The organism is Nocardia sp. NPDC059229 (assembly GCF_042754165.1).
In the GTDB taxonomy this organism is placed as follows: domain Bacteria; phylum Actinomycetota; class Actinomycetes; order Mycobacteriales; family Mycobacteriaceae; genus Nocardia.
Window position 1 is genome coordinate 72,642 of the sequence record NZ_JBHZAK010000024.1, and the last position, 15,674, is coordinate 88,315.

General features: G+C 72.3%; 1 protein-coding gene (only partly in view). It reads left to right on the plus strand.

What is annotated here, in order from left to right:
* Positions 1–15,667, plus strand: the 3' portion of a protein-coding gene (locus ACFXHE_RS37070) for a non-ribosomal peptide synthase/polyketide synthase (RefSeq protein ID WP_379389317.1). It extends 3,245 nt beyond the left edge of the window; 15,667 of the gene's 18,912 nt are visible here — the last part of the coding sequence; its start codon lies off the left edge, out of view; its stop codon occupies positions 15,665–15,667.
* Positions 15,668–15,674 lie beyond the last annotated feature (7 nt).

A 15,674-nucleotide genomic window follows, 5' to 3' on the forward strand; every position in this document is an offset into this window, starting at 1 on the left:
GCGCGCCCGCAACCGCCACCCGCTGTTCCAGGTCGCGCTGTTCATGCAGAACCTCGGCGACCTCACCGCCGCGCTGCCGGGACTGACCGCCGAGGAACTGGACTTCGATCCGGGCATCGCCAAGTTCGACCTGCAGCTGACCGTCGTCTCCGACGGCGACCGCTACCGGGTCCAGTACACCTACGCCGCCGACCTTTTCGACGATCACACGGTGCGCGAGTTCGCCGCCAAGTTCACCCGCCTGCTGAGCGCCGCCACCGCGGACGCCGCGGTGCCGGTGGGCGATATCGAACTGCTCGACGCCGGCGAGCGCGACTACGTCACCTCCAGCTGGAACGCCACCGGCTCCCGCGTCCCGGATCAGTTCCTGCACCAGGGTTTCGACACGCAGGCGGCCCGCACCCCGCACGCCCGCGCCCTGGTCTTCGGCGACACCGAACTCACCTACGCGGAGTTCTCCGAGCGCGCGAACCGGCTGGCGCGCTACCTCATCGCCGCCGGGGTCGGCCCGGAATCGCTGGTGGTGCTGGCCATGGCCCGCTCGGTGGAGCTGGTGGTCGCCATGTACGCCGTGCTGCGCGCCGGCGGCGCGTACGTGCCGGTGGACCCGTCCCACCCGGCCGAACGCATCGGCCACATCCTCACCACCGCCGGCCCGCACGCCGTGCTCACCACCCGCCGCGACGGCTTCACCCTGCCCGAAACCGTCGACGTGCCACTGCATCACCTCGACGAGCTGGAGCTGACGGAGTACTCCGCGGCCAAGATCGGCGACCGTGAGCGGCGCGCCGTCCTGCACCCGGACCACCCGGCCTACGTCCTGTTCACCTCCGGCTCCACCGGCAAGCCCAAGGGCGTCGCGGTCACCCACCGCGCCATCGCCAACCAGCTGGCCTGGATGCAGGCCGAGTACGGCGTCCGCGGCCAGGACGTGTACCTGCAGAAGACCGCCACCACCTTCGACGTCTCGCTGTGGGGCTACTTCCTGCCGCTGCGCTCGGGCGCGACCCTGGTGGTCGCCACCCCCGACGGCCACCGCGATCCCCGCTACATCGCCGAAACCATTGCCCGCCACGGGGTCACGCTCACCGACTTCGTGCCGTCCATGCTCGCGGTGTTCGCCGCGCACGCCGAAGCGGGCGAACTCGATTCGCTGCGTGAGGTCTTCGTCATCGGCGAGGCGCTGCCGCCGGAGACCGTCACCGCCTTCTGGGCGGTCAGCGACGCCGGGGTGCACAACCTCTACGGTCCCACCGAGGCCGCGGTGTCCATCACCTTCCGCGAGGCGCACAGCTCCGACACCCTCACCGTGCCGATCGGTGAGCCGGAGTGGAATTCCCAGGTGTTCGTGCTGGATTCGCGGCTGCACCCGGTGGCCATCGGGGTGCCGGGCGAACTCTATCTGGCCGGTGTGCAGCTGGCCCGCGGCTACCACGGCCGGGTCGACCTGACCTCGGATCGCTTCGTGGCCAACCCCTTCGGCCGGCCGGGCGAGCGCATGTACCGCACCGGCGATCTCGTGAAGTGGACCGAGGACGGCGAGCTGGTCTACCTCGAGCGTCTCGACTTCCAGATCAAGTTCCGTGGTCAGCGCATCGAACTGGCCGAGATCGAGAGCGCCCTGCTGCTGGCGCCCGCCGTGGCGCAGGCCGCGGTGCGGCTCATCACCGCCGACTCCGGCGACTACCTGGCGGGCTACGTGGTCGCGGCCCCCGGCATCGACCTGGATCCCGAGACCCTGCGCGACGGGCTGACCCGGGTGCTGCCGCCGTACATGGTGCCGACCGCCCTGATGGCGCTGCCCGAACTGCCGCTCAACTCCAGCGGCAAGCTGGACCGCAAGGCGCTGCCCGTTCCGGAGCTGCGCGCCAAGAGCTTCCGCGCCCCCGTCGACGCCGCCCAGCGTCTGGTGGCGGCCGTGTTCGCCGAGGTGCTGACCGCCGAGCGGGTCGGCCTGGACGACGACTTCTTCGCCCTCGGCGGCAGCTCGCTCGACGCCGCCCGGGTGACCTCCCGCATCGGCGCCGACCTCGGCGCCCGGGTGCCGGTGCGCCTGCTCTTCGAGGCCTCCACCGTCGAGGGCCTGGCGGCCGCGCTGGTCGCCGCCAACCCCGACGCCGCCCGGCCGGTGCTGGCCGCGCGCCCGCGCCCCGACCGCATTCCGCTCTCGCCCGCCCAGCAGCGCCTGTGGTTCCTCAACCGGATCGAGACCGAGGACGGCGAGCACAGCGTCTACAACCTGCCGATCGTCCTGCGCCTGCGCGGTGCGCTGAACATCGCGGCGCTGGAACAGGCCACGCTGGACGTGCTGGCCCGCCACGAGTCCCTCCGCACCACCTACCCGAACTCGGAATCCGGCCCCTACCAGCACATCCTGGATGTGGCGGACATCGGGCTGAGCCTGAGTCCGGTGCCGGTCGCCGCCGCGGAGATCACCGGCGCGCTCGCCGCATTCGCCTCGGCCGGATTCGACGTGACCAGCGAACTGCCCTCGCGCATCGGGCTTTTCGTACTCGACGAGGAGACCGGGGACCGGTCCCCGGAATACGTGCTGGCCGTCGTCGTGCACCACATCGCCGCCGACGCCCTCTCGCTGGCGCCGCTGATCACCGATCTCATGCGCGCCTACACCGCCCGCCTCGCCGGCGCCGAGCCCGGCTGGGAGCCGCTGGCGGTGCAGTACGCGGACTACAGCCTCTGGCAGCACGAATTGCTCGGCGACGACCGGGAACCGGGCTCGGTGGCACACCAGCAGCTCGAGTTCTGGCGCGCGACCCTGGCGGGCCTGCCCCCGCAGCTGGCGCTGCCGACCGACCGCCCCCGGCCCGCGACGCCCGCCAATACCGGTGCGTCCGTGCCGTTCTCGGTGGACGAGACCGTCGCCACCGGCCTGCGGGAGCTGGCCCGGGCCCACGGCGTGACCATGTTCATGGTCGTGCACGCCGCCTTCGCGGCCCTGCTGGCGCGCAGCAGCGGCACCGCCGACGTGGCCGTGGCCTCGCCGATCGGCGGCCGCGGCGAACGCGAACTCGACGCCCTCATCGGCATGTTCGTCAACACCCTGGTGCTGCGCACCGAGGTCGAGCCCGACCTGTCCTTCACCGACCTGCTGGGGCGGGTGCGCACCGCGGACCTGGCCGCCTTCGCCCACGCCGAACTGCCCTTCGAGCGCATCGTCGACGCCCTGGCCGTGGACCGCACCACCGGGGCGCCGCCGCTGGCCCAGGTGATGCTGACCTTCACCGACGCGGCCCGCATGGACGGCGCGCAGGCCTTCGCCCTGCCCGAAGCGCGGGGAGGCGGAGCGCTGACGGTGGCTCCGGTCGAGATCGACGACCCCACCGTCAAATTCGACCTGCACCTGGTGGTCGGTGAGCTGGGGGAGTCGGCCGGGCTGACCGGCAATCTGCGCTACGCGACCGAGCTCTTCGACGCGGACACCGCCGCCGCGCTCGCCGAGCGTCTGGGCCGGGTGCTGGCGGCCGTGGCCGCCGACGCGACCGTGCGGGTCGGGGACATCGACCTGCTCGACGCCGCCGAACGGACCCGGATCCTGCACGAGTGGAACGACACCGCCGCCGCGCTCGACCTGCCCGCGGGCGACACCGCGACGCTGGTGTCGCTGTTCGAGACCCAGGTGGCGCGGACTCCCGACGCCACCGCTCTCACCTTCGAGCACGCCGATACCTCCCAACCGGCTTCGAGCCTGACGTACAGCGAGTTCGCCGTGCGCGTACGGCAGCTGGCGCGCTGGCTGATCGGCGAGGGCGTCGGCCCGGATTCCTTCGTGGCCCTGGGCATGCGGCGCTCCCTCGACCTGCTGGTCGGCATGTACGCGGTGGCCGCCGCCGGCGCCGCATATGTGCCGCTGGACCCGGACCATCCGGCCGAGCGCATCGAATACATCCTCGACACCGCCGATCCGGTCACCGTGCTGACCTCGGGCGAGGACCTGGCGATGGATGTCGCCCAGGTGCGGATCGATCTGCTGGACCTGACCGGCTTCTCCGACGAGCCGATCACCGACGCGGATCGCGTTGCGCCGCTGCGGGCTTCGAACAATGCCTACGTCATCTTCACCTCCGGTTCGACCGGCCGCCCGAAGGGCGTGGCGGTGCCGCATTCGGCCATCGTCAACCGCCTGGTCTGGATGCAGGCCGAGTACGGCCTGACCGCCGGCGACGTGGTGCTGCAGAAGACCCCGGCCACCTTCGACGTGTCGGTGTGGGAGTTCTTCTGGCCGTTGCTGATCGGCGCCACGCTGGTGGTGGCCCGGCCGGAGGCGCACCGTGACCCGGCTCAGCTGGCGGAACTCATTGCCCGCGAACGCGTCACGGTCACCCACTTCGTGCCGTCCATGCTCGCGGTTTTCGTCGCGGAGGAGGCGGCCGCACGCTGCACCGGCCTGCGCCAGGTGTTCGCGTCGGGCGAGGCTCTCCCGCCGAAGTCCGCGCATCGACTGCGCGAGCTGACCGGCGCCGAGCTGCACAACCTCTACGGTCCGACCGAGGCCGCCGTCGACGTCACCTATCACCAGGTCACCGCTGCCGACGTGGACTCGGTGCCGATCGGCCGCCCGGTGTTCAACACCCAGGTGTACGTGCTGGATTCGCGACTGCGGCCGGTGCCGGCGGGTATCGCCGGTGAGCTCTACCTCGCGGGCGATCAGCTCGCCACCGGCTACGTGGCACGCCCGGACCTCACCTCGGATCGATTCGTGGCCAACCCCTTCGGTGTCTCCGAGCGCATGTACCGCACCGGTGACCTGGTGAAGTGGCTCGGCAACGGCGAATTGGAATACCTGGGCCGCACCGACTTCCAGGTGAAGCTGCGCGGCCTGCGCATCGAGCTCGGCGAGATCGAGTCCGCCCTGGCCGAATCGTCGTCGATCGCTCAGGCGGCGGTCGTGGTACGCGGTTCCGGCCGCGCCGGCGTGGAGCCGCAGCTGGTCGCCTACCTGGTGCCGGCCCCGGGCGCGGAGTTCTCGCCCTTCGAGTTGAAATCAGCGCTCGCGCAGCGCCTTCCGGCCTACATGGTGCCCGCCGTCTATGTGCCGCTGGACGCCCTCCCGCTCAATGCCTCCGGCAAGCTCGACCGCGCCGCCCTGCCCGCGCCGGCGGCCGCCGCCTCCGCCTTCCGCGCCCCCACCGGCCCCGAGGAGCGGATCGTCGCGGAGGTCTTCGCCGCCCTGCTCGGGGTCGAGCGGGCCGGCGCCGACGACGACTTCTTCGCCCTGGGCGGCAACTCGCTCATCGCCACCCAGCTGGTGGCGCGCCTGGGCAAGGCCGCGGGCGTGCGGATTCCGCTCCGCGCGGTCTTCGAGGACGCCACGGTCGCCGGGCTGGCGGCCCGGATCTCCGCGGCCGACGCCGAAACCGTGGTCGAGCTGCCGCCGGTCTCGGTGCAGCAGCGCGGCGACCGCATCCCGCTGTCCATCGCACAGCAGCGCATGTGGTTCCTCAACCGCTTCGACATCCGCGACGGCTACACCATTCCGTTCGCGCTGCGGCTCACCGGCTCCCTGAACCTCGAGGCCCTGCAGGCCGCGGTGGCCGATGTGGTGGACCGGCACGAGACCCTGCGCACCATCTACCCCGAGCACGACGGCGAGGCCAGTCAGCTCGTCCTGCCCGCCGGCACCCGCCTGATCGATCTGATGCCCGAGCCGGTCTCGGCCGCCGAGCTGCCCGGGCTGGTGGAAGCGGTGGCGCGCACCGCCTTCGACGTGACCGCCGAGGTGCCCTTCCGCATCCGCCTGCTCGAACTCACCGACGAACCCGGCGCCTACCTGCTGGTCATGGTGGTACACCACATCGCCGCCGACGGCTGGTCCTTCGGCCCGCTCACCCGCGACATCGCCAGCGCCTACGTGGCCCGCTGCGCGGGGGAGACCCCCAACCTCGCCCCGCTGCCGGTGCAGTACGCCGATTTCGCGCTGTGGCAGCGCGCCGCCCTGGGCAGCCCCGACGACGCCGACTCGGTGCTGGCGCGCCAGCTGGCGCACTGGACCCGGCGCCTGCACGGGGTGCCCGACGTGCTGGCCCTGCCCACCGACCGCCCCCGCCCGGCCGTTGCCAGCGGCCGCGGCGCGGGCTTCGGCGGCCGCTTCGACGCCGAATTGCACAAGGCCGTCCTGGATTTCGCGGCCACCCGCCGGGTTACGCCGTTCATGGTGCTGCACACCGCGCTGGCGGTCACGCTGGCCCGGCTCTCCGGCACCGGGGACATCGTCATCGGCACCCCGGTGGCCGGACGCGGCGACGAGGCCCTCGACGACCTGGTCGGCATGTTCGTCAACACCCTGGTGCTGCGCACCGAGGTGCGCCCGGACGCGTCGCTGTCCGAGCTGCTCACCCAGGTCCGCGACACCGACCTGACCGCCTTCGAACACGCCGTGGTGCCCTTCGAAATGCTGGTCGACGCGGTGAATCCGGTGCGCTCCCAGGCGCATTCGCCGCTGTGCCAGGTCACGCTGACCCTGCAGAACCACACCCGGCCCAGCATCCGGCTCAACCGCCTGGCCATCGAGGCGCTCACCGTCGACGCCACCGCCGCCCAGTTCGACCTGGACTGGACCATGGCCGAGACCACCGACGCCGAGGGCGCGGCCGCCGGCATCGAGGTCTACATCACCTACGCCACCGACCTGTTCGACGCCGCGACCATCGGCGCGTTCCAGGACACCTACGAGCGCGTGCTGCGCGCCCTGCTCGCCGACCCGCGCACCACCGCTGGGGACGTGGAGATCATGGCGCGCGCCGAACGCGGGGTGCTGCTGGTGGATCGCAATGCCACCACCCGGGTGCTGCCCGCCGAGACCCTGGCCGAGCTGCTCGACGCCCGCGCCGCGCAGGACCCCGACGCGGACGCGCTCGTCTTCGAGGGCGACCGGGTCGCCTACGCCGACCTGGCGCGGCGCGTGAATCGCCTGGGCCGCCTGCTGATCTCGGCGGGAGTCGGCCCGGACGCCATCGTCGGCGTCACCGCGCAGCGCTCGATCGACATGGTGGTGGCGCTGTACGCCGTCGTGGCCGCCGGCGCCGCCTACGTGCCGGTCGATCCGTCGCATCCGGCCGACCGCATCGCGCACGTCCTGGGCACCTCCGCCGCCACCCTGGTGCTCACCGTCGGCGGCGCGGAACTGCCCGCACTCGACGGCGTGCGTGTGCTCGACGTCGCCGGGCTGACGGAATCCGGTGCCCTGGACGGTCTTTCGGACCAGCCGATCACCGATGCCGACCGGCGGGGCGCACTGCGCCCGGACAATCTCGCCTACGTTCTCTACACCTCCGGCTCCACCGGCCTGCCCAAGGGCGTGGCGACCAGCCACCGCGCCATCATGAACCAGCTGCGCTGGCTCGAGGAGCGCTACGGCGTCACCCGTGCCGACCGCATCATGCAGCGCGCCCCGCTGGCCTTCGACGTCTCGGTGTGGGAGTGCTTCCTGCCCGCCATGGTCGGTGCGCCCCTGGTGATTCCGCGTCCCGGCGGCCACCAGGACCTCGACTACCTGGCCGGGCTCATGCGCGAATTCGGCGTCACCATCGCCGAACACGTGCCGTCGGTGCTGGCGGCCCTGGTCGCCGAGGGCCACGGCGACGCGCTGCGTTCGTTCCGGCACCTGCACACCGGCGGCGAGGCGCTGCCCGTCGAACTGCTCGGCCGGCTGCGCGAGCTGGTGAGCGGCTCGGTACACAATGCCTACGGCCCGACCGAGGCCGCGATCTCGACCATCTACCACGAATTCTCCGACGCCGACCCGGATTTCGAGGTCGCCATCGGCCGCCCGAACTGGAACACCCGCGCCTACGTGCTCGACGCCCGGCTGCGCCCGGTGCCCACCGGCGTCATCGGTGAGCTCTACCTGGCCGGTGCCCAGCTGGCCCGCGGCTACCAGGGCCGGGGCGGGCTCACCGCCGACCGGTTCGTGGCCGACCCGTTCGGGGTGCCCGGCGCGCGCATGTACCGAACCGGCGATCTGGTGCGCTGGAACCGCACCGGCGACCTGGTGTACGTGGGCCGCAACGACTTCCAGGTGAAGCTGCGCGGCCAGCGCATCGAACTGGGCGAGATCGAGGCGGCCCTGCTGTCCGCGCCCGGCGTCGCGCACGCGGTGGTGCTGCTGGCCCGCGACACCGCCGGGACCGACTGCCTGGTCGGCTACGTGTCCGGCGCCGGGCTCGACGCCGAGACCGTGCTCGAGCACGCCCGCACCCAGCTGCCCGCCTACATGCTGCCCGCCCACCTGGCGGTGCTGGCGGAGATGCCGCTCACCAGCGTCGGCAAGCTGGACCGGAATGCCCTGCCTCCGGTCGAATTCACCGCCGCCACCGTCGCCTACCGCGCGCCCGCGCCGGGCACCGAGGCCACGCTGGCCGCCCTGATCGGGGATCTGCTCGGCGGCGTCACCATCGGCGCCGACGACGACTTCTTCGCGCGCGGCGGCAACTCCCTGCTGGCCATGCGCCTGGTGGCGCGCGCCAATGCCGCCCTGGGCGCGGAGCTGAGCGTGCGTCAGCTGTTCGAGGCGCCGACCGTCGCCGAGCTGGCCGCCCGCATTCGCGGCGGCGGGCAGCGCCTGCCGTTGCGGCGCCTGCCGCGACCGGAGCGAATCCCGCTGTCGCTGGCCCAGACCCGGATGTGGCTGCTCAACCGCCTGGACCCGGAATCCGCGGCCTACAACGTGCCCGCGGCCGTCCGCGTCACCGGCGAGATCGACACCGGCGTGCTGAGCGCGGCCTTCGCCGACGTGATCGGCCGCCACGAGACGCTGCGCACCATCTACCCGGCCGACGCGGACGGGGTCGGCTACCAGCTGGTCCTGCCCGCCGACAGCGCGCTCCCGACCCTGGAGATGCGGACCGGCGCCGACGCGGCCGACCTCACCTGGATCGAGAGCTTCGTGGCGCGCGGCTTCGACGTCACCACCACGGTGCCGGTGCGCGCCGCGCTCATTCGAGAATCCGAGCACAGCCACGTGCTGGTGGTGGTGCTGCACCACATCGCCGGCGACGGCCAGTCGGAGGATCCGCTGCTGCGCGACACCATCACCGCCTACCTGTCCCGCGCCGCGGGCCAGGCCCCGGTGTGGACGGAACTGCCGGTGCAGTACGCCGATTACGCGCTCTGGCAGCGGGCCGCCCTGGAGCAGTCCGGCCCGCGCGAGCTGGCGTACTGGACCGAAGCGCTGGCCGATCTGCCCGAGGAGCTGCCGCTGCCGACCGACCGGCCCCGGCCGGCCGTGGCCTCCGGGCGCGGCGCCCGGGTGCAGGCGCGGCTGGACGGTGGCCTGGCCGCCGCGATCAAGCGAATCGCGGAGGCGCACAACGTCACCCCGTTCATGGTGTGGCACGCCGCGCTCGCGGTGCTGCTGGCCCGGATGTCGGGATCGGCCGACATCACCATCGGCACCCCGCTCGAGGGTCGCGGCAATGCCGCCCTCGACGACCTGGTCGGCATGTTCGTCAACACCCTGGCGCTGCGCACCCGCCCGGAACCCGGCCTCGGGTTCGATGCACTGCTGGACCAGACCCGCGAGGTCGATCTGGCCGCCTTCGACCACGCGACGGTGCCGTTCGACCAGGTGGTCGAGGCCCTCGGCGTGCCCCGCACGCAGGCCCGCAACCCGCTGTTCACCGTGGTCCTGAGCTACATGAACCTGGGCGCGCAGACCTACGCGGTGCCCGGCCTGGTGCTGGAGCCGGTCGACTTCGAACACCGGGTGGCCCGGTTCGATCTGCAGTTCACCGTCTCCGACGAACCCGATGTCGACGGCCACCTGGCCATCGAATTGAACTACGCCACCGACCTTTTCGACGAGGCCACCGCAGCCGGTCTGCTGCGCCGCCTGGGCCGGGTGCTCGGCGCGATCGCGGTCGACGCCACCGTCCCGGTCGGCGAGATCGACCTGATGTCCCCGTCGGAACGCGCGGGACTGCTGGATCGGTCCGTCACCCGGCCGGTCGCGCCGCGCTCGCTCGGTGACTACTTCGCCGAGGCCGCCACGACCTACCCGGACAACATCGCCGCGCGGTACCTGGACCGGGAGCTCACCTACCGCGAGCTGGACGCCGAGTCCTCGCGCCTGGCCCGGGTACTCATCGACCGCGGCATCGGCGCGGAAGACTATGTCGCCCTCGCCATTCCGCGCTCGGACACCACCCTGCTGGCGGTGTGGGCGGTCGCCAAGACCGGTGCCGCCTTCGTCCCGGTCGACCCGAACTACCCGGCCGACCGCATCGAGCACATGCTGACCGACTCGGGCGCGACCTTCGGGTTGACCGTCGCCGCGAGCCGAGACCGGCTGCCCGGTGCGGCCGAGTGGCTGGTCATCGACGACGCCGAATTCGTCACGGCCACACTGGAACTCGACACGACCCCGATCGCGCCGGGCGAACTGCGCCGGCCGGCACGAGTTTCCAACCCGGCCTGGATGGTCTACACCTCCGGTTCCACGGGCCTGCCCAAGGGCGTCGTCGCGACCCACGGCGGTGTGGCGGGCGTCGCGAGCTCGCAGCGGGAGCGGTACCGGCTCGCCGCCGACGCCCGAGTCCTGCAGGTGTCCTCGCCGAGTTTCGACGCCTACCAGCTGGAGATCCTCATGGCCACGCCGGTCGGCGCGCGCCTGGTGATCGCCCCCGCCGAGGTGTACGGCGGCACGGAGCTCACCGACCTGATGGCCGCCGAGGGCGTCACCCACGCCTTCATCACGCCGTCCGTACTGCAGACGCTGGATCCGGTGCGGCTGCCGGACTTCCGCGAATTGGCCATCGGCGGTGAGGCTTTCGGCCCGGAGATGGTGACCCGCTGGTCCACCGGCACCCGTGCCGTGCACAACGCCTACGGTCCGACCGAGACCACCATCACCTCCAATATCGGCGCGCCGATGCTGCCGGGCGAGCCGGTGGAACTGGGCGCCCTCACCGCAGGCATGGCGGCGGTCGTGCTCGACTCCCGGCTGCGGCCGGTCCCGGTCGGCGTGACCGGTGAGCTGTACCTGAACGGCCCGGGCGTGGCGCGCGGATACCATGCGCGGCCGGGACTCTCGGCCGAACGCTTCGTGGCCGACCCGTACGGCGCGCCGGGCGAGCGGCTCTACCGCACCGGTGATCTGGTGCGCTGGACGGCCCGGGCGGACGGCCGGCGCGGGCTCGAATACGTCGGCCGCGCCGACCATCAGGTGAAGGTGCGCGGCCTGCGCATCGAGCTCGGCGAGATCGACGCGGCCCTGACCGCCCACGAGACGGTCGAATTCGCCGTCACCCTCGGCCACACCGACGCCGCGGGCGCGGTCGCGCTGGTGTCGTACGTGGTGGCCGCGCCCGGTCACGTCATCGACGTCGACGAGCTGGTCGCCCACGCGGGCCGCTCGCTGGCCGCGTACATGGTGCCCGCATCGATCATGGTGCTCGACGCAGTCCCGCTCACCCCGGTCGGCAAGCTGGATCGTAAGGCCTTGCCGGAGCCCGTCTTCCGCACCGTCGAATTCCGGGCCCCGCGCACCGACGCCGAGCGCACGGTCGCCGGGGTGGTCGCCGCCGTGCTCGGCACCGTCGACGCGGAGCGGGTCGGCCTCGCCGACGACTTCTTCGCGCTCGGCGGAAACTCGCTCACCGCGACGCAGCTGGCCGCGCGCCTGAGCGCCGCGTTCGGCGTGCCGGTGCCGGTACGGGCGGTGTTCGAGCATTCGACCGTGGAGGCGCTGGCCGCCGCGGTGCTCGCGATCGACTCGGACGCCCCGGCCCGCCCGCCGCTCCTGCCCCGGACGGTGACCGGCGCGGTCCCGGTTTCCCTTGCACAGCAGCGCATGTGGTTCCTGAACCGCCTGGATCCGGACTCCACCGCCTACAACATCCCGCTTCCCATCCGCCTGACCGGACCGCTGGACGTGGCGGCGCTGACCACCGCGATCACCGACGTGGTGGTCCGGCACGAGGTGCTGCGCACCGTCTACCCGGAAACCGAGTCGGGTCCGGTGCAGGTGGTGCTGCCCGCCACCGCGGCCACGGATCTGCCTGCGCTGGAGGCGATTCCGGTGACCGAGGAAACGGTCATGGCGGCCGTCCTCGAGGTGATCGGCCAGGGATTCGACGTCACCGCGACCGTGCCGCTGCGGGCGGCGCTGTTCCAGCTGGCCCCGGAGGACCACGTCTTCGTGGTCGTCATGCACCACATCGCGGGTGACGGCAGCTCGCTGGTGCCGCTGGCCCGCGATGTCATGACGGCCTACGCGGCGCGCAAGTCGGGCGTTGCTCCGGCCTGGACGCCGCTGCCGATCCAGTACGCGGATTACGCGGTCTGGCAACGCGAACTGCTCGGCTCCGAGGACGATCCCGCCTCGCTGGTCTCCCGGCAGCTGGGCTTCTGGACCGAGACGCTGGCCGGACTGCCCCCGCTGCTCACCCTGCCCGCCGACCGCCCCCGGCCGGTGGTGCTGGACACCGACGGCCGCCGCGTCGATTTCACCATCGACGCCGAAACCCACACGGCCCTCGCCGAATTGGGCCGATCCAGCGGTGCGACCCTGTTCATGACCGTGCACGCGGCCTTCGCGGCCCTGCTGTCCCGGCTGACCGGTTCGACCGATATCGCGGTCGGCACCCCGGTCGCCGGGCGCGGTGACGCGGCGCTGGACGATCTGGTCGGCATGTTCGTCAATACCCTGGTGCTGCGCACCGAGGTCACCCCGGCCGCAGGCTTCACCGACCTGGTGCGGCGGGTCCGGGCCCGCGACGTCGCGGCCTTCGACCACGTGGACGTGCCCTTCGAGCGGCTGGTCGAGGTGCTCAACCCGGAGCGTTCGACCGCGCGTCACCCGCTGGTGCAGGTCGGTTTCTCCTTCCACAACCAGGACCGGGCGGCCTTCGATCTGGACGGGCTGCGGGTCGGCGCCATCGAATTCGATACCGACGTCTCGCAGTTCGACCTGCACCTGGTGGTCGTGGACCGCTACGACGCCGACGGCGCCCCGGCCGGGATGACCGCGACCATGACCTACGCGACTGCACTGTTCGACGAGGTCACCGTCGCCGGATTCGCCGAACGCCTGGAGCGGCTGCTGGCGGGCGTGATCGCCGACCCGCACGGTCCGATCGGCGACGTGGACATCCTCGGCGAGAGGGAAAGCGCACGCCTGCTGCGGTCCTGGAACGCGGCCGACAGCGGCTTCCCCGCGCGCGGGCTGCTCGACGAGTTCGATGCTCAGGTGCGACGCACTCCATTCGCCCTCGCGGTCGTCGAGGACGGGCGGGCACTGAGCTACCGCGACTTCGCCGAGCGGGTCGACCGGCTGGCCCGGGTGCTCATCGGCGCGGGCGTCGGCCCGGAAACGCTGGTGGCGCTGGCGCTTCCGCGCAGCATCGAACTGCTGATCGCCATGTACGCCGTGGTGCGGGCGGGCGGGGCCTATGTCCCGCTGGATCCCGCGCACCCGATCGAGCGCACCGCGATGGTCCTCGGGACGGCCGCGCCGGCCGTGGTGCTCACCAGCTCCACCCGGACCATGACGCTGCCGGACGACCTGCCGGACGCCACGACCGTGCTGGACGTCGCGGTCGCCGACGATCGGACCCTGCCGGGCACCGCGATTCGCGACGAGGAGCGCCGCGCGCCGTCCTCGCCCGCCGATCCCGCCTACGTGATCTTCACGTCGGGTTCGACCGGCAAGCCCAAGGGCGTGGCCGTCCCGCACGCGGCGGTCGCGCACCAGCTGGACTGGATGCAGTCGGAATACGGTCTCGCCGAGGGCGATTCGGTGCTGTGGATGACCTCCGCGGCCTTCGACCTGTCGGTGTGGGAACTCTGGTGGGCGCTGCGCACCGGATCACGGATCGTCCTGGCTCCCGAAGGCGCACAGCACGACCCGGAGGGACTGCTCGATCAGATCCGCCGGGAGTCCGTCACCACCCTGACCCTGGTGCCTTCGCTGCTGGCGATGCTGGCCGATGTCGCCGGCGCGGACGGTCTGCCGGCGTCACTGCGCCGCCTGCTGGTCATCGGCGAGGCGCTGCCCGCCGAGACGCTCCGGCGCGGCCGGTCCGCGACCGCCGCGCGCATCGACAACCTGTACGGCCCGACCGAGGCGGCGGTGTCGGTCACCCGATTCCGCACCGACGCCGACCTGCGCCAGGCCGTGGTGCCGATCGGCACCCCGGAGGCGGGCAACCGGGTGTACGTGCTCGACGACCGGCTGCGACCGGTGCCGGTCGGCGTCCCCGGCGAGCTGTACCTGGGCGGCGCGCAGCTGGCCCGCGGCTACCACGACCGCCCGGAGCTGACGGCGGAGCGGTTCGTGGCCGATCCGTTCGGCCCGGCCGGTTCGCGCCTCTACCGCACCGGCGACCTGGTGCGCTGGGTGCGGTCCGCCGATGCCGGCGTGCTGGAATTCGTGGAGCGCCGCGACTTCCAGGTGAAGGTGCGCGGCTACCGCATCGAGCTGGCCGAGATCGAGCACGCCCTGCGTGCGCAGCCCGGCGTGACCGACGCGGTCGTCGTGGTCGACGGCACGGGCGACGCGGCGCGGCTGGTCGGATACTTCAGCCTCGACGCCGGCGCCGACCCCGCGCAGCTGCGTTCGCGGCTGGCCGGACTGCTGCCCAGCTACATGGTGCCCGAGGCGCTCCTGTGCCTGGACGCCGTGCCGCGCAACGCCAATGGCAAGGTCGATCGTGCCGCGCTGCCGGCGCCGGAGTTCGCTCCGCGCGAATACCGCGCACCCGCAACCGAAGTCGAGGCCGCCGTGTGTGCGGTGTTCGCGGAGGTCGTGGGCGTGGACCGGGTCGGCCTGGACGACAACTTCTTCGAGCTGGGCGGCAATTCCCTGCTCGCGGTCCGGCTGGCCACGCGGCTCGGTGAAGCGCTGGGCCAGCAGGTTCCTGTCGTCCTGGTCTTCGCCGCGCCGACGCCCGCCGAGATCGCGGGGCCGCTGAGCGCTCCGGGCGGTGTCGACACCGAGGCCGCGTTCGCGGTCCTGCTGCCGCTGCGGCCGTCCGGTAGGGGCGCACCGCTGTTCTGCGTCCACCCGGTCGGCGGCATCTCCTGGTCGTTCGCCGGTCTGGCGCCCTACCTGGCGGAGGACCGCCCGATCTACGGTCTGCAGTCGCCGACCCTGGCCGCCGATGTGCCGCTGCCGGATTCGATCGAGGAGTGGGCGGCGCGCTACGTGCGCGAGATCCGCGCCGTGCAGCCCGAAGGGCCGTACCACCTGCTCGGCTGGTCGCTCGGCGGTGTGCTCGCCCACGCCATGGCGGTGCAGCTCCAGGACGAGGGGCAGGAGGTCGCGGTCCTGGCCATGCTGGACAGCTCGCTCGAGAGCGACGTCGATCCCGAGTCCGCCGTCCCGGTGGCGGAACTGCTCGGCGAGGTGCCGGGACTGGTCGACGCCGAATCGGAGGTCGGCGCGGACCGGATCGCACGGATCGTGGACGGCGCGCTCGCGGCCTTCCCGCTCATCGGCGCCTACCGGCCCCGCCGCTTCAAGGGCGACCTGGTGTATTTCCATGCGGCCCTGGACGATCCGAGCGGCAGCTGGGGCATCTCCAGCTGGACTGACGCTGTTGACGGCGTGCTGGAGAACCACGCCGTCCCGGCTACTCACTGGCGGATGACCTCGCCCGACGCGCTCACCCACATCGCCCGCGTGCTGAACGCCCGCACTCCCCGGACTTAGGAAGGCA